Here is a 15,562-nt window from a genome sequence, read left to right as displayed (position 1 = left end):
ATATCGAATCCGTTACTCGCAGGCCACGCCATCGTGATCGCGATCGAGCTGGCTACTGTGTCCGGGCTGCCCCTGATAGATCGGAGCCGCTCCAGCCGCGCGAGCTTCAGAGCAGTTTGCATAGCACACATTCTGCTGTGCTTGTTGTTGCTGTTGTGCCTGCCGAGCGGCCTCCTCAGCCTGACGCTGGGCCTCGGCGTGTGCAGCAGCCTGTTCAGCGGCCTTTCTTGCAGCCTCTTCTTCGGCAGCCTTCGTAGCGGCCGATATACCGCACCAACGTTTCCCTCATTATCAACTGTCTCGAGTTGCATGAATGCACCGTTTATAGGCCGAGAATTTCGTGCTTTTTTGCATCAAATTCTTCTTGGGAGAGAATGCCGATATCAACCAATTCCTTCAATTTCTTCATCGCCTCGACTTGTTCTTCCACAGACATGGATGCCGTGTGAGAGGCGGGAGCAGCGGCTTCCGGTGCCGGCGCAGGTGCCGGCGCTTGAACCGGGGCGGCAGTCATAGGATTGATGGCTTGCGCCATATTCATACCAAGCAACATGCCGCCATCGCCAAAGCCGTTGTCTTGAATACCTTGCGCAATGCGCTGCTGGGCAGCCATATTGCCAGCTTGTTGGGAAACGCCCTCGTATGCGGCAACATTCATCTTATTCGAGGCGAACTGCTGCACGAGCTGACGTGATTGCTCGGTGAACTCGATGCTTTCGATGCCCACGCTGGACACTTCAAAGCCAAAACGATCATTCCATGTACCGGCATTGGCTCGATCGCCACGCACGCATGCTGCGATGTCATTCGCCTTGCCGGGCAATTGCGAAATACGATATTCATTGGACAACGAATTGATGGCCACAATAAACGACTGTACGAATTCGGACAGAATCTGCCTACGTGGCCCTTCATCATCGAATGAATACGACACGGTAGTGGCAGGCACAAAGTTACGAACGAATCGAACTGGATCAGTGACCTTTAGCGACATGGCTCCGCGTGCGCGAATTTCCAAATCGACGCCATAGAACCGGTCGTTATACACCAGCGGCGCAGAAGTGCCGAATTTGATGCCACGAATCTCACGCAGGTTGACGAAGGCCACATATTTGGTGCGGCCAGGCTGACCTCCGAAGGTGAATCGATCGGCGACCTGGTTGAAGAACGATCCGATGCCGTCTCCGGCGAGCACGCTCTGTTCCCCGTTGCGATATTCATAACCGCCCGACTCGGTGATGACGTTTTCGATACCTGTTTCAGAGAAAATGAACGCCGCAGTATTCTCTGGCACATAGATACGCGAACCATTGGTGATTATTCCCTCGGAACCGTATTCATTCGAACCGCGATCGTTGTTGCTTCCGCGGGGAATGCCCGGCACAACGACGGTGTGTTCCGTGAACGGACCAGCGGTGATGATATCACGCCACAGGTCCGCGAATGTACCGCCGAGCGCGCCGGCGAACGCCTTAATAACTGCCATCTGTTTTTTCCTCGATATCTCATGCATATGGCCGATCTTGCGACTATGCAATCGCAAGACCGGCCGTTATGCTGGCATGTTGGTTATAGCTGCGTTTCGCGATCGCAGTATTCGCATCGAACGACTTCTTTGCGATGACCGGAAAGCGGAGCGCCACAACCTTCGCAATTCACCGAAACCACGGGTTCGGTAATCCCAAGCCCACTACGGAATGCGCTAAAAGTGTCTTTCAGTGTCCCGGCCAGAGCCTCCGTTCCGGGGATGGCCTTGTTGAAGGCCGGCTCATCCATTGGCGTATACTGTCTGCCGCGTATACCCATATACCGTCATCGTCCCTTTCTTGGAAAACCGTTACCTCGATACGCCAGTCTGATCACTGGCCCACCGATGCGAGCTTCTGCGTGCATCGAGTCATGACCTCGGTGTAGTAGGCCAAATCCTCACTGCTGAGGGAGTTTTCGTCAATGGCGTCTACCTTCTGGGAGAACTCAGAGTAACGCTTCATCATGCTGGCATAGTCGGTAGCCATGCTGACCACGTTGTCGGATTTCTGATATTTGTTCATGAAGGCAACATACTCATCGATAAAGGCCTCGTAGCTGTCCATCGTGGCCTTGAAGTCAGCACTGTCATTGGTGTTCTGCTGCGCCTTCTGATCCGAAGACTGGTCGCTCTGCTTGTTGGCATCGCTGGAATCAGTGCCCGTATCAGTGCTCTTATCATCCTGCTTCGCGGCGTCGCCGTCCGTAGACGTATCTTCCTTCTTTTCCGGAACCTGGATAGTGATGGACATGATGGTCTCGTCGTCAGTGTCACGAGAAACGCTCACACTGTATCCATCGGCGTTCTTGGCATTGAAACTGTCAGCGGACTTGCTATAGTCCACGGTGAAACCGTTGTCTTGCACGGACTTGACGTAGTCGGCATACTGCTTGGCGTCGGTACCGCACACCTCGATGGAGAAATAGTCCGAAGACTCGCTTTTAATTTCACCCTTTGTGGATTTCGGCTGCGGCAGCAGCGCCGCGATATCCGACTCCGGCCATGAATATGCTTCGCACTTGGTGGCGAGCGATGCTTCCAATTCCGCCCGATCAGCCTTGGCCTTCGCATCGTCACGAATTACGAACACGCCACCGATTACCAGACCCACAACGGTGATACCGACTGCCACCCAGGCCAGCACTCGGCCTTGCACCTTGCCACTCGGGCGAGTCACGTATACGGCGAAACCTGAGAGCAGTGCCGGAATCACCGTGGCGAACAGCAGTCCGCCCCAGGATCGGCCAGAAACATCCACAAATTGGGCGAGTACGAACAACACTCCCCAAATAATGGCGAACACAGCCAGCTTGGAAGTCTTCTTCACCCCTTGTGCATTCGGAGCAAGCGCGGCAGGCGCAGCGGCACCAGCAAAACCAGTGGCAGCACCGGCACCATGTGTGGCAGGCGCAGGAGCCACACCAATACGCTTGTCCAAAGAGGCGAGGAACTCATCAACACGCTTGGCGCTTTCGTTCCCAGTCGCCTCCAGACGAATGGCGGTCCCAGCCGCACCTTGTGGAACTACGGTTAGCATGCAGTTCACCCCGTCATAGGAGTGGAAGGAGAGCGCTCCGGTCTGGGAGTTTTCGTTATCCAAGGTAAACGTGGCACCAGTGGTCAACTGGTCGTGAATAACTTGGAACAGCTGTTGCGGACTGACCGCATATACACGATCAAATGGCGCGCCGGCGGGCCGCTGCGATGCCGTAGCCGGAGTCATCGGAGTGGTGGTAGCACCATCAGACGCTACGTTCGGTTGGCCAGCCGGTACAGTATTCGGCACGGTAGGCGCATTCGCGCGATCTTCCGGTGCGTCATTCGTGCCTTCGGACGGTGGAACCGGCTGAGGTTGTTGATCAAATGGCGTTGTCATGATGCCCTTCTTTCCTTAAGCAGCAGCATTACCAGCACAGAAGAGGCAAGCCCGGCAACCGTTACGGTCAATCCGACTGCCATGGCAAGCCGGTATCGTTCGCTCATCATTGCGTCCCTTCTTATTGCTCGCTTTGCTCTGCGATACATCGAAACCAGTGTATGGCGTTGTTATTATGTACGCAAATTAGCATTTTGTATGCATGTTAGCTTTATTGTCGATGCTTGATACCGCGCATGAACATCCTTTCCGCCACCGCACCTACACGGATGGCATCGACCATTGTCGGCGACACGCACGGGCCATACATCAGCTGACAACTGAATTTTTCGGCGTGTTTCCGAAAAGTCGGCGTCCTGTACGCTGGGAATCGAGCAACCGCGTACGATGGCGCAGCACAGCACCCGCAACACAGCGACAAGGAGCATGGGCAATGGCAGACATCCCCGAAGAACATTTGACCGAGGAACTGTTGGATCGGCTGCTCGCCAGCGCCAGCATTGAGCAGTATCTCGATGAGGGACTCGTCAGCGCACGCACGCTGACCGACTATCTGTTCGACCGTATGGAAGCCCATGACCTGAGACGAGCCGACGTGGTGCGGGCATCCGGCCTCAACGCCACAGTGGTTTATGACATTTTCTCCGGCAAAAGCCGCCCCGGCCGAGATCACGCCATTATGCTGGCTTTTGGTCTCAAGTGCACATTACGTGAAACCCAACGGCTACTTCGTCTTGCAGGCGTTTCCGAACTGTGGTGCAAACAGCGACGCGACGCGATTATCATCTGGTGTATACGCAATGTATTCGACCGTATTGCCACGGACGACGAACTCTACCGTTTGGGAGAGCCCACGCTGCTCCAGGCCGATTGAGGGACCACGACTCGGGTATAAGCCGGCGTAAGAGGACAAAAGGAGAGACATGGACGACAAGCAAGCGATGCATGCGATGAGCATCGACGATGCGTACCATGTCGAGCGTACGCTCGCTCGCGGACCTTCCGGCGTCACCGAACTGGTGAGCATTGACGGCAACGGCCCGTTCGTACGCAAGAAGATTCCCTCTCCCCTAGCGCAACGCAATGTGTGGGCGATGCTCAGCGCCTGCCAGAGTAATCGTCTGCCGCGTGTGGAAGCGACGTACGAGCTGCCCGACCGGTTCGTCATCGTCTACGATTACGTGCCGGGCAGCACGCTTGCGCAAATTGCGGAGGAAAACGGGCGGCTTGCACCGAATGTGGCCGTGCAGCTTATCGACCAAATTTGCGAAGCCGTGCAGGAGCTTCACCAGCACGGCGTTATCCACCGCGACATCACGCCGGCCAACGTCATCGTGGCCCAGGATGGCGCGCATCTCATCGATTTCGGCATCGCGCGCATCCGGTCAGAGGCAAGCAACCGTTCACGGGATACCACGGCGCTTGGCACCTACGGATTCGCCTCGCCTGAGCAATATGGCTTTGCCAAAACCGACGCGCGTTCCGACGTATTCTCGCTGGGCCGGCTACTCGGATTCATGCTGACCGGCGTATATCCCGATGCCAGCGACTACGAGCAGCGACTTGCCGATGATGCCGCAGTACCGGCTCGACTACGCGCCGTCATCGGCTATGCGTGCGCATTCGAGCCCAGCAAACGGCCACAGAGCGTCCAAGAGTTTCGCCAGGCGCTGTTCTCCCAGTCCAATCCGCCCATACCGAACGCATCATCGGCAAATCCGCCATCAACGAGAACAACGAACGGCAGCGCGTCGGCGTCTCGACTATTCCGGCGTCTGCACTTGAGCAAACGCGCCATCGTGCTGTGGTCCATTGCCGGAGCGGCACTGATAATCGCCGCCATTGCGGGAGGCATTGTGTTGGCAGGCCAACTTGGCATTATCGGGTCGGCAACATCACCCGATTCCTCGACACAATCCAGCAGCCAATCAACCGATAAGGCCGATGGCGGGCACTCCTCGAACGGGTCAGGAACCGACAATGCCGATGGCACGGGCGGAGTAGGCGGCACTGACGGCGCTGATGGAGACAATCAAGACACCGTCACCGACAATCCTCTGAAAATAGTGGAATCCGGCTGGTCGGCGGACCAGCAAGGGTACGTCCACTACGCTTTCGCCCTGCGCAACACCAGTAAGACCCAGCAGGTGCAGTATCCGCAGATTACCATTACGGGGCGGGCCAAAGACGGTTCCATCGTGTTCTCGCAGACGCAAGCACTGAATATGGCATTCCCGAATCAGACTGTATATGACGCCGGTCAAGCAGGCGAAGGCACCGCCCCAGAAACGGTTGATTTTACTGTGCTCAATCCGGATACATACAACGTCGCCAAGGCTCAGGGAACCGCCGCCTTCCCCATCAGTGGAATATCCAAAATAGACAACAGGGACGGCGGCACGACGTTCAATGGCGAGGTCCGCGCCGTGGCAGATGGATTCAAGCCATCTGATGGACAGCAAATCAAGATTTCCCTAGTACTGCGTAACGCACAGAACGCAATCATCTATGGAGATATCGCATTCGTGGATTGGCCGGGCAATGGCCGATCCACGCCATTCTCGATTACCGTCTACGATCTGCCGAAGTATGTGTCTTACGATCTGTATGCGCAAATCTGGTAGTTGACTTTACGTCTGGCAGGTGGCCGTCAGGTGCCTGTCAGGCCGCTGTTCGCGTCACCTGCGCACTGACGTTACGGCGCGCCTGGCCGAACAGATAGATGCCGATGGGCAGGGTCAGAACACCGCCGATGATGAACACCAGCGAAATCGGGATCACGTCGGCCAGTGGCGCGAAGATCAACATGCCGAGCGGCATTCCGAGCGTGCTCAGGGTGGTGTCAAGGCCGAATACACGGCCCACCATCTTCTCATCGGCCTCGGTCTGGATGATGGTGCGCATCGGGCCCATGCAGATGGCCGAAGCCAAACCGTTCACCACATCAATCAGCAAATACGCCAGCAGATTGTGAACCACGCCAAGACCAACGACGGAGACGCCCACCAGAGCGATGCCGAAGGCGACCACGCGCATGTTGTTGCGGATGAGCTTGGCACCGATGGTAGACATCAGCGCGCCGCCGAGCAGCATACCGATGCTCCATCCCAGCTCGTTGGCGGCGAGTTTATCGGAGGCGGTGGTCAGGTTGATGAATCCGAGATTCAAATCGATGCCCTCATATTCGCGGGTCATGAGCAACAGCGTAAGGTTCATCGGCGCCACGGCCACGAAGCACACCAAGGCGTCACCGAGCACCACGTTGCGCAGGTTCGCCCGGCGCCATGTGTAGCTGAAACCATCTTTCAAGTCAGCAAACACACGACGGACGCTGGCAATCAGCGAACGATCAGCATTGGCATCCGACATCGGTTCGAGTGTGGGTTGCCCGCTATTCTCCGCTTCAGCCATACGCCTCGCAACATGTTCCGCGCTCTTCTTCGGCGCTTTGATCAACGCCACAAAGCCGACGCCGATAATGGCCGTGGTCACATCGACTAACAGAATCGACCACAGCGGCACTGTGTTGATAAGCACAGCAGCCACCGCAGGTGCCACAATCATATTCACCGAATTAATCACGCCGTATATTGAGTTGACGCGCAATAGTTTGCCCGAGGGAACAACATCCGGTATGAACGACTGCACAGCGGGCGTCTGCACCCCGCCTCCCGCCGAACGAATGAACAGCACCACGAAAATCATGGTCAGACTCGCCCATCCCATCGCGAAGCTCAGCGACAGCACGACGGTGACCACAGCAATCACCATATCCGGCAGCATAATCAGCAACTTGCGACTGTGACGGTCGGCCCAGGAGCCGCCGCAAATCGAGACGATGGCCTGCGGCACCACGCCAAACAACGTGGCCAGCAGCATGGCCGAACCGGTTTTAGTCTGCAATACGATCCACCACCAGATGGCATATTGCACAATATTGGAGCCCAGCAGCGAGAACGCCTGGCCGGTGAGTAGAAGCACTACACGGCGGATCCACGCACGCTCGGATTCCCCGTTGGCCACTGCTGCGGCATAGGCGGCACCGGGTTTGTTCGCGCTATGGACCGCTGCGCGCGCATTCGCATTGTCATCGCCGGAAACCTCGGGTGTTTCGCGCACAGTTGGTTCAGTTGTTGTACTACTAGAAGACATACGAGTGTTCTCAATCTTCAATTCCACTACAAAGGTCACATCACGGCATACGCACGCCGACGCGCGTATGCGTGCACGACTCCAGCAACGAGCCGTACCCGCCGTTAGATGGCAGGCTTCAGTATCGTGACGCCATGCGTTAGCGTCACCATGCAACGATAGGAACACACTATTCGATAGTATATCATGAAGACGTGACGTTGCCCTTGCGCAGGTGCCGTAAGACTCCGCGGACAAAGCAATGAGGCTTCCCCCGCGAGAAGGGAAGCCTCATATTCCATTCATTCTATTCAGCGATGATGGCGCCTAATCACCGATCATCCTTTGGGAACAGCGCATCGAAGGCATGTTCCATCACGGACTTACGGCGGATCACACCGACGAGTCTGCCATCACCATCCACCACCGGCAGTTTCTTGAACTGCTTCTTGGCGAGGATGCGGGCCACCTCTCCAACATGCTGGTCGGGCGTGGCGGCAACGACCTTACGCGTGGCGATGTCCATCACCTTCTTGCCGGAGAGCGCCTGCACCTTGGAGGCCACGGTTTCGTCGTCGAACACCACCATCGTCGAACCGGTGCCGGTGGAAACCGTACGGGATTCATAGGTGGCAATCGATTTCATGACATCGCCGTCGCTGACGAAGCCGACGAGCCTGCCATCGCCGTTCACCACGGGAAGGCTGGAGACGTTGAGGCGGATGAACTCGCGCACCACATGCGTGATGTCATCGCTGTCCAGGCAGCTGTAGGGCTGATCGTCCATGATTCCGCCGATGGACTGTTCCTGGGCCTGCTTGAACAGGGAGGCGGCGGGGGCCACGTATGCGCCGGCGTAGTGATGCTCGGCGGGCTGGCCTTCAATGGGTTCGGCCGCGACTTCGGCGGAGGCTTGCGCCTCGGAGGCCTTGGCGTTGCGTGCGGCCTTCTCCTTGGCACGGCTGGTGACGGTGAAGATGCAGATGATCAGGGCGACCAGCGAGATGGCGGCGCACAGCAGGTAGGAGAACGCGATGCCGCTGGCCGTGGCGGACTTCACACCCTGGGACATGTGCGAGGCGGTCACAGATGTTTCTGCGGTGACCAGAAGCGAGGTCGCAATGGCTGCCGCGATCTGGCGGCCGGTGTTGGCGATGGCGTTTCCATGGGCGATCATGTCGTTCGGCAAAGCGTTGACGCCCCAAGTGTTGATCGGCATGTTGGCGATAGCCTGACCGGATGCCTGCAATGCGCAGAACACGGCGACAAACAGCACTGATGTCCTGGTGTTGATGGTGCCGAGAAGACCAAGAGAGATGGTCATGAGCGCAAGGCCGCCGATGCCCACGCCGCGAGGGCCGAATTTGTCGAATGCGGCACCGGCGACCGGACTCAGGATGATGCCGACCGCCGCGGCGGGCAGCATGACCATGCCGGTGACGGTGGCGGATTGGCCGAGCACATTCTGGATGAAGATAGGCAACGTCACGTTGGTTGCGGCGACTGCGGCGTTGATCAGAGTGACCAGAATCGCGGAGTTGCGGAAGTTGCGGGTGGCAAGGGTGTCAACGCGCAACAATGGCTCATCGAGCTTGACTTGCTTGTATACGAATGCGACGAAGGCCACAAGACCAACGACGATTGAGATAATGACGACCGGACTGGCCCATCCCATCGTGGAAGCGGACGAGAAGCCATAGAGCAGGCCACCGAACGCGATGGTCGAAAGAATCACGGACAGGATGTTGAGCTTTGGGTTCTTCAACTCGCCGACGTTCTTGAGCATCATCGTGCCTCCGACAAGGATGACCAGTGCCACGACTGCGATGCCGATGAACATCGGGCGCCATCCGAAACTGTCAATCACCAGACCACCGACAACCGGGCCGATAGCCGGGCCGGCGGCCATGACGATACCGGCCATGCCCATGGCGGTGCCGCGCTTATCCGGCGGATAGACGAGCATCGGCACTACGGCGACCAATGGCAGCAGCACGCCGGAGCCGGCGGATTGCAGTATGCGTCCGACGAGCAACAGCATGAAATTCGGCGCGACGGCACACAGCAGTGTGCCGACCATGAAAGTGGCAAGAGCTCCGGCGAAGAGCTTTCGGGTGGAGAATTTATCAATCAGATAGCCTGAAATCGGCACCATGATGCCCGAGACCAGCATGTAGACGCTGGTCACCCACTGCACGGTGCCGGTGGTGATATTGAAATCACGCATCAGTGCCGGCAAGGCCGGTGACATGACGGTCTGGTTGAGCAGCGCGATGAACGAGCCGACGACGATCACGCCCACGATGATGAATCGGGTGTGCGGATCAATAGGCTTTACGGAACTGGTGGCGGACCCGAGTTCCGCGTTTTTCTGTGAGGTCACAGCATTTCCTTCTGTTGGTAACGTCATGTGTGGCGATCCGGCCCCATGCTTGTGTCAAGACGCGAGGACACCGATGAGTCCGGACGTAAAGGAAAAGCCGCCATCCGTTCCGCATTCATATACGGCAAACGATTCGCGGCTTTGCGTAAGTTGATGGCTATGGTGAGCGATTCATGCGACGTCGACTGCGGATGGGCCATCGGTACATCCCGGCATAAGGCGTGTCCCCGCTACACCAGCATCGAGAATAGGGCCATTCGTGGATTGGCAAACAGAACATTGCCGACGAACGACCCACGGCAGGCGCGTGCGATGAACATCGCGTAGCGATACAGGTTCATGGCATCTCCTTGATGGGGTCTTCGTACGGCAGACATCGAGAAGCCTATCATCATTCAAATCGACGGTGAAACCCACGCATGCCTGACAATACACAAAATCTTCACAAAAGGATTGGGCTTACCGCATACGCTCCGCCTGAATAACGGTCCGGGGATGAATCAGGGGCGAGCTAAGGGTTGCATCTCGTGTTTCCGTCATGATTTCTGGCGAAGACTCATAATAGAACACACATTATGCTGCTGCAGCAGCCAGCCCTTGCAGAACAATGTCATGACAAAGGCCTGAGAAGACGACTTCTCAGGCCTTATCCGCGCCGCTCCTCAGTCGCTTGTAGCGACAGCTCCCCTCAAAGAGGGGAGCCAGAGAAACACTTACTTCGAGATGTTGAACTTGAACTCTGCGTCTTACCGGTCTTCTTCGTCCTGCCTTGCCGCGGATATTCAATCGCATCGCAGGGGTGACTTCCTCGATCATTTGACAGACCGACCGACGGTCTGTATGCTTGACGGGGACATGAACGAAAGGCAGGCCATCCGCATGGCGCACGATATGCATTCCGGAGACACCGAACGACGAATCCTCGATTCCGCCCGCAGGCTCTTCGCTGAAAAGGGCTACGAGAAGACGTCCATCCAGGACATCCTGAACGACCTGGGACTGTCCAAGGGCGGGCTCTACCACCACTTCAAATCGAAGGAGGCGATTCTCGACCGGCTGAACGCCGACGAGTGGGCCGTAACCGCGCGTCTTCTCGACAAACTCATCGAGCGCAAGGACATGAGTGCGCTTGAGAAGCTGCGCGCGCTCATCGTTTCCGCCGTGGACGCCCCCGATCATCTGGACCTGGTCCGTTCCCAGCTGGCGCTGCTCAAGGATCCTGCGTTCTTTACGGCGAACATGCGCTTCTGGTCGACGAGACTGCCGGAGTCCTTCCGCTCGCTCATCGATATGGGCGTGCAGGACGGCTCCATTCCCACGGCATACCCCGAGGAGGCGGCGCAACTGCTCTCGCTCCTCGGCAACTACTGGCTCATGCCCTGCTTCTACCCCGCCGATCATGCCGGCATGGAACACCGCATCCGCTGCCTCGCCACGATGCTCGACGCCATCGGCGCGCCAGTGTTCGACGAGACGCTCATCCTGCGGACGACCGAAGAGCTCACGGCCCTGACGCCGGAAGAGGATACGGCGTCCGCATAGGAGACGCGCCCGGGTGCGCCGCTTCTTGCACATCCTGATGCCACAGATGTCGAAGCGCTTCCGCGCCCTTTTCCTTGGGCGTATTGTTATCACCATAACAGACCGACGGTCGGTTTGTATAAATGGCCGTCCAATCACAAGAAAGGAATCCACGATGACGAACGCATACGAATGCACGACCCAACCACAAAGAAGCCAAGCCGCTGATCCTCTTCGCACACGCGACTTCCGCCTGCTCGTCGCGGGTCTCGGAATATCGCTCTTCGCCAACCTTATGCTGCGGTTTGCCATGTCCATGTGGGTGCTTGACAAGACCGGCTCGGCGGCGGCGTTCGCCTCCATTCTTACTGCGAGCATCCTGCCCACGATTCTGCTCTCGCCCCTTGGCGGCGTGATGGCGGATCGTACGAACCGTCGGACCGTCATGGTGGCGCTTGACGCGCTTTCCGCCGTGACGGTGCTCGTCTGCGTGACGATCTTTTCGGCCGCCGGTTTCAATCTGGCGGCGATAGCCGTGATGCAGGTGGTGCTCGCCGTGCTTGACGCGATGGAGACGCCTACGGTGCAGGCGGCGCTGCCGCAGATGTTCCGCTCCCATGGCGAGGATGTGATGCGTCGCGCGATGGCCGTGGTGAACGTGGTGAACCAGACGAGCACGCTCGTTCCCGCCGTGCTCGGCGGCGTGCTGTACGCGGCGGTTGGTGCGATGCCCATGATGGGAATCACGATCGTGGGGTTCGGTACGGCCGCCGTCGTGGAGTGTTTCATCCGGCTCGGCGCTCCCGACCGCGGCGACGCCGGCCGCGTCACCGCGGTCGACGACCTGCGCGCGGCCGGACGTTTCCTCACCCGCGAACATCCTCATGTGCTGCATCTGGTGTTGATCTGCGCCGCGCTCAACTTCCTGGTGACGGGGTATGCGGAGGTCGGCTTCCCCTACATGGTGCGGACCGTACTGGGGTTCGGCTCCACGGCGTACGGCCTTGCATATGGTCTCGTGGGAGCATCCGGACTGCTCGGCGCGCTCGTCGGTGGGCGGGTCGCGAGGTCGCTGTCCATGCGGCGATTCCCGATGGCGATCGCCGCCTTCTCGCTCACCATCCTGCCCCAAGCGCTTGTCATGACGATTCCCGCAGGTGGAGTGATGCGACTCGCGGTGCTCACGGCGAGCACCTGCGGAACCATGATCGCCATCACCCTCGCGAACCTCATCGCCGTGCCGGCGATCCAGATGGGCTGCCCCGAGGACATGACCGGCAAGGTGATGTCGCTCGCGCTCTCCGCGAGCATGTGCGCTCAGCCCCTCGGACAGATCGCATACGGCTGGGCGTACAGCGTCTACCCGGCGGGCGCGGTCCTGGCGGTGACGTTCGCCCTGGCCACCGCGATGCTGCCGCCAGTCGCGCACGTAACGCGGCGGTTCTAGGACGGGATTCCATCACCTTCGCTCTGGACAGCTGAGACATCAAAGCCATGTGTGGATATGCAAACGGCCGCCATCAATCATGGTGATGTTGGCCGTTCACGTCATCCCCGTACCGTAGGTATGAAAACGACCACTGTAATCGCACATACGACGATGGTGGTCATTGGATCAAGCGCCCCGGCGTCAGGCCTCCACGAGCGGGCGGATGTCGTCCAAGGTGCTGGGGTCGAAGGTCAGCAGATCGTGGTCGACCTGAAGGTTCGCCCAGAACTCGGGCGTGGTGTCGAGCGCCTTGCCGAGCCGCCATGCCATGGGGTGGTGATGCGCCGCCTGCCGTTGACGATCTCGCCGATCAGCGACATCGGCGTGCTTTGCCGTACCCGTCGAGGCGGGTGTGGACCTGCCAGACGTCCCAGATATGGTATGCGCCGATGAGTCCGAAGCAATCGGACTTTGATTCGGAAACGGCCTTCATACCGCACTTGTCCATCACACAACCGGACTGGAACATGAACAGGCACGCAGTCACGGTTGCATAATAGGATTCAAGTCAATAGCAGCCTTCCACGCCTCCTCACAGTGCGCAAACCCGGAAGGTCCTTTTTATTGGCGAACTCGACCGGTTTGGCCTATCGCAACAGTCGTTCGTTGAGGATGACAGGAGCGTGTTCGATTGACGGCTGCAACGCATCGAGCTGGTCGGACAGCTTCGACTCGTCGACCACCGGCAGTTCGAGCAGGGATCGTGCGGCCGCGTGCAGGTAGTCGTTCAACGCCTCGATGCGGCCCGGCTCCAGCGGGTAAGCCGGGTCGTTCTCCAAGGTGACGTCCAACGTTTTGCGCAACATCTCATGCTGCGCGCTGCCCATGATGGCCGCGCACTGGTCGCGGAACGTCATACGAGAATTTGCCGGCTGACGTTCGGACAGTACCTGCGGAATCCACGCGCCGCCCTCCCAGTCGGCGCGCATGTCGTTCTTGAACAGCGACATGTTATGGTCGAACAACGGCGCCGGACCCAGAATCCGGCCGGTACGGTTGTCGCGCAGGAACCCGTGGTTGTTGGCGTGACGGTCCTGATTGACGATGAGCGCGTCGAACACTAGCATCGTGCGCATCGCCTCGAACGATTCCTCGGACACGGCGCGTGCGGCGGCGAGGCTCTCCGGGAACGACGCCAGCTGCGTCGCCGCATAGAACGGCACGAACGACACGTCCTTTGAGTTCATCGAACCGCACACCGACGCGAGCTTGCCCTTCCAACGGGCGATGCGGTAGTCGACCGCGTTCACACCGAGCCTGCGCGCCAGCTGCGAGGCGAGATACTCGGAATACGGTTCCAAACCGGCGTTCGCATACCATTCGGAACCCGCCTTCCACAGTTCCAGCCCACGTTCCGTATGCCGCCACGCCTTCGGGAACTGGCCGTCCGTCGTCCACTCGCTCGACAGGCCGATCGCATGCTTCTCGCTCGACGTATACCCCGTGTAGGCCACGATGGCGAGCGTCTCGTCCAACGGATTGTCATACAGGTTGATGTCCGCGAACTTGAGGTTCTCACCGTCGCGTTCCGCCCAGAACGAATCGTTGACCGACAGCCCCTTGCACAGGTCGATGATCCCCAGCGTATCCGCAATGCTCAACCCCGCCTGCGCAAGAACCTGCGTGGCGAACTCACGATTCTTCGGAATCGTGCGCCGCTCCAGCCACGTCGTCAGCTTCGCATTATCCGGCTCCGGAGCCAACGGAAACGGCAGCAACGCGCGCTTCGACTCATCGAACCAGCGGACATGCGCCTCGATCTTGCCCGACAGCAGGCCCTCGCCATACGACGCATCGAACCGGAGCAGCGGATCATCATAGAGCCGCAGCACGTAACTCGTCATATCCGGCCCCTCCAATCACAAGCCCGCTCCAAAGTCATATCGGGCGATTCACATATGAAGAACAACTGTCTACAGTATAGACAAGGGCCTTGGAACGCGGGGGCTTCACTCTGAAGTCAAGTATTTGATACAATTTGGTGCAAAAAGATAGTAAATAGCAATAAGGAGTGGCTATGAGCATGCAGATTGCCACGCGAGTTGATGACGAGCAGGCTGCGTTGTTTAAGGAGACGACCCGACAGCTGGGTACCACCCCGGCCGATGCCCTGCGTATGTTCATCAGCGCGTTCAATGATTACCGTGGGTTCCCCTATGAGGTGCGTTTGCCACGAAATGACGTGGAGCCGTTTGCGTCCGAGCGGGACGCTACTGAGTATGCCAGTCGTCTCGCCTTGAGGATGTCCGATGAAACGAGGTGAGATTTGGACGTTGCAGGCCGATGGCTACGCCAGCAAGCCACGGCCGGTTGTCATCGTGCAGAGCGATGCCGTCGATCGGTTCGATTCCGTCATCACTTGTCTGCTGACCTCATACGATTACTCCGACATCGACACGCGGGTCCGATTGGAACCAAGTCCGGAGAACGGCCTGAACAAAGTGAGTTACGTGATGACGGACAAGATCGTCACCGTCGACCGCAAACTGCTGGGATACCAAGTCGGCGTGGTTGATGATGCAGCCATGGCGAATATCGGCCGTCAGCTCTTGCGGGTTCTAGGTTTGCTGTGACGTTTGGGATGGCTGGCGGGCGTGCGTCTACTTGTGACATCGTTTATGCACCCTTGAGGCC

General features: G+C 58.3%; 13 protein-coding genes. 6 read left to right on the top strand and 7 right to left on the bottom strand.

Annotation, left to right across the window (positions count from 1 at the left end; all coding sequences use genetic code 11):
- Positions 1 to 12 precede the first annotated feature (12 nt).
- The 3 genes from FYJ31_RS13290 to FYJ31_RS04755 all read right to left on the bottom strand — a co-directional run bounded on the left by FYJ31_RS13290 (position 13) and on the right by FYJ31_RS04755 (position 3,404).
- On the bottom strand, positions 13 to 129 hold the full coding sequence (locus FYJ31_RS13290; RefSeq protein WP_442778609.1) for an excalibur calcium-binding domain-containing protein: 117 nt from the start codon (positions 127 to 129) through the stop codon (positions 13 to 15).
- 193 nt (positions 130 to 322) lie between these two features.
- Complete coding sequence (locus FYJ31_RS04765; protein ID WP_022527557.1) at positions 323 to 1,486, bottom strand: SPFH domain-containing protein; 1,164 nt, start codon at positions 1,484 to 1,486, stop codon at positions 323 to 325.
- A 373-nt stretch (positions 1,487 to 1,859) separates the two neighbouring features.
- Positions 1,860 to 3,404: a DUF6591 domain-containing protein gene (locus tag FYJ31_RS04755; RefSeq protein WP_154536122.1), complete on the bottom strand. Its 1,545-nt coding sequence runs from the start codon at positions 3,402 to 3,404 to the stop codon at positions 1,860 to 1,862.
- A 433-nt stretch (positions 3,405 to 3,837) separates the two neighbouring features.
- Between FYJ31_RS04755 and FYJ31_RS04750 the strand changes: the two genes are divergently transcribed.
- Positions 3,838 to 4,278, top strand: a complete 441-nt coding sequence (locus FYJ31_RS04750) for an XRE family transcriptional regulator (RefSeq protein WP_195839441.1) — start codon at positions 3,838 to 3,840, stop codon at positions 4,276 to 4,278.
- A 49-nt stretch (positions 4,279 to 4,327) separates the two neighbouring features.
- A complete protein-coding gene (locus FYJ31_RS04745; protein WP_154536120.1) occupies positions 4,328 to 6,028 on the top strand; it encodes a serine/threonine protein kinase in 1,701 nt (566 codons plus the stop codon).
- Positions 6,029 to 6,065: 37 nt separating this feature from the next.
- Here the strand turns inward: FYJ31_RS04745 and FYJ31_RS04740 are convergent, their stop codons facing one another.
- Together FYJ31_RS04740 and FYJ31_RS04735 are read right to left on the bottom strand one after the other, a co-directional pair.
- Entirely contained in the window at positions 6,066 to 7,556 is a 1,491-nt protein-coding gene (locus FYJ31_RS04740) for an MFS transporter (RefSeq protein ID WP_154536119.1), read from the bottom strand.
- Positions 7,557 to 7,866: 310 nt separating this feature from the next.
- Positions 7,867 to 9,918 carry an MDR family MFS transporter gene (locus tag FYJ31_RS04735; RefSeq protein ID WP_326831178.1) on the bottom strand — a complete coding sequence of 684 codons (2,052 nt, stop codon included), beginning with the start codon at positions 9,916 to 9,918 and terminating at the stop codon, positions 7,867 to 7,869.
- Positions 9,919 to 10,797: 879 nt separating this feature from the next.
- Between FYJ31_RS04735 and FYJ31_RS04720 the strand changes: the two genes are divergently transcribed.
- Both FYJ31_RS04720 and FYJ31_RS04715 read left to right on the top strand, forming a co-directional pair.
- A complete protein-coding gene (locus tag FYJ31_RS04720) occupies positions 10,798 to 11,460 on the top strand; it encodes a TetR/AcrR family transcriptional regulator (RefSeq protein ID WP_025262926.1) in 663 nt (220 codons plus the stop codon).
- Between the two features lie 154 nt (positions 11,461 to 11,614).
- Positions 11,615 to 12,886, top strand: coding sequence for an MFS transporter (locus FYJ31_RS04715; RefSeq protein ID WP_154536116.1), 1,272 nt, complete (start codon positions 11,615 to 11,617; stop codon positions 12,884 to 12,886).
- Positions 12,887 to 13,069: 183 nt separating this feature from the next.
- On the opposite strand, the gene FYJ31_RS04710 is transcribed toward FYJ31_RS04715, so the two are convergent.
- Both FYJ31_RS04710 and FYJ31_RS04705 read right to left on the bottom strand, forming a co-directional pair.
- On the bottom strand, positions 13,070 to 13,198 hold the full coding sequence (locus FYJ31_RS04710) for a helix-turn-helix transcriptional regulator (RefSeq protein WP_229773849.1): 129 nt from the start codon (positions 13,196 to 13,198) through the stop codon (positions 13,070 to 13,072).
- Between the two features lie 317 nt (positions 13,199 to 13,515).
- The gene (locus FYJ31_RS04705; protein ID WP_154536115.1) at positions 13,516 to 14,772 is read right to left on the bottom strand and encodes a HipA family kinase; all 1,257 of its coding nucleotides are present in this window, start codon (positions 14,770 to 14,772) and stop codon (positions 13,516 to 13,518) included.
- Between the two features lie 173 nt (positions 14,773 to 14,945).
- On the opposite strand from FYJ31_RS04705, the gene FYJ31_RS04700 reads away from it, so the two are divergent.
- Positions 14,946 to 15,191: a type II toxin-antitoxin system RelB/DinJ family antitoxin gene (locus tag FYJ31_RS04700; protein WP_003829112.1), complete on the top strand. Its 246-nt coding sequence runs from the start codon at positions 14,946 to 14,948 to the stop codon at positions 15,189 to 15,191.
- Complete coding sequence (locus FYJ31_RS04695) at positions 15,178 to 15,501, top strand: type II toxin-antitoxin system PemK/MazF family toxin (protein WP_154536114.1); 324 nt, start codon at positions 15,178 to 15,180, stop codon at positions 15,499 to 15,501. Before FYJ31_RS04700 ends, FYJ31_RS04695 begins: the two co-directional genes overlap by 14 nt.
- Positions 15,502 to 15,562: the final 61 nt, after the last annotated feature.

It is taken from the genome of Bifidobacterium sp. WCA-178-WT-4B (assembly GCF_009696495.1).
GTDB lineage: Bacteria > Actinomycetota > Actinomycetes > Actinomycetales > Bifidobacteriaceae > Bifidobacterium > Bifidobacterium infantis.
This window is presented reverse-complemented; position numbering and strand designations above follow the sequence as displayed.

Bases quoted from the DNA above. Each gene is read 5' to 3' on its own strand.
- FYJ31_RS04765 (WP_022527557.1), bottom strand. From the start codon at position 1,486: ATGGCAGTTATTAAGGCGTTCGCCGGCGCGCTCGGCGGTACATTCGCG.
- FYJ31_RS04740 (WP_154536119.1), bottom strand. From the start codon at position 7,556: ATGTCTTCTAGTAGTACAACAACTGAACCAACTGTGCGCGAAACACCC.
- FYJ31_RS04750 (WP_195839441.1), top strand. From the start codon at position 3,838: ATGGCAGACATCCCCGAAGAACATTTGACCGAGGAACTGTTGGATCGG.
- FYJ31_RS04705 (WP_154536115.1), bottom strand. From the start codon at position 14,772: ATGACGAGTTACGTGCTGCGGCTCTATGATGATCCGCTGCTCCGGTTC.
- FYJ31_RS04715 (WP_154536116.1), top strand. From the start codon at position 11,615: ATGACGAACGCATACGAATGCACGACCCAACCACAAAGAAGCCAAGCC.
- FYJ31_RS04695 (WP_154536114.1), top strand. From the start codon at position 15,178: ATGAAACGAGGTGAGATTTGGACGTTGCAGGCCGATGGCTACGCCAGC.
- FYJ31_RS04700 (WP_003829112.1), top strand. From the start codon at position 14,946: ATGAGCATGCAGATTGCCACGCGAGTTGATGACGAGCAGGCTGCGTTG.
- FYJ31_RS04745 (WP_154536120.1), top strand. From the start codon at position 4,328: ATGGACGACAAGCAAGCGATGCATGCGATGAGCATCGACGATGCGTAC.
- FYJ31_RS04755 (WP_154536122.1), bottom strand. From the start codon at position 3,404: ATGACAACGCCATTTGATCAACAACCTCAGCCGGTTCCACCGTCCGAA.
- FYJ31_RS04710 (WP_229773849.1), bottom strand. From the start codon at position 13,198: ATGGCATGGCGGCTCGGCAAGGCGCTCGACACCACGCCCGAGTTCTGG.
- FYJ31_RS04720 (WP_025262926.1), top strand. From the start codon at position 10,798: ATGGCGCACGATATGCATTCCGGAGACACCGAACGACGAATCCTCGAT.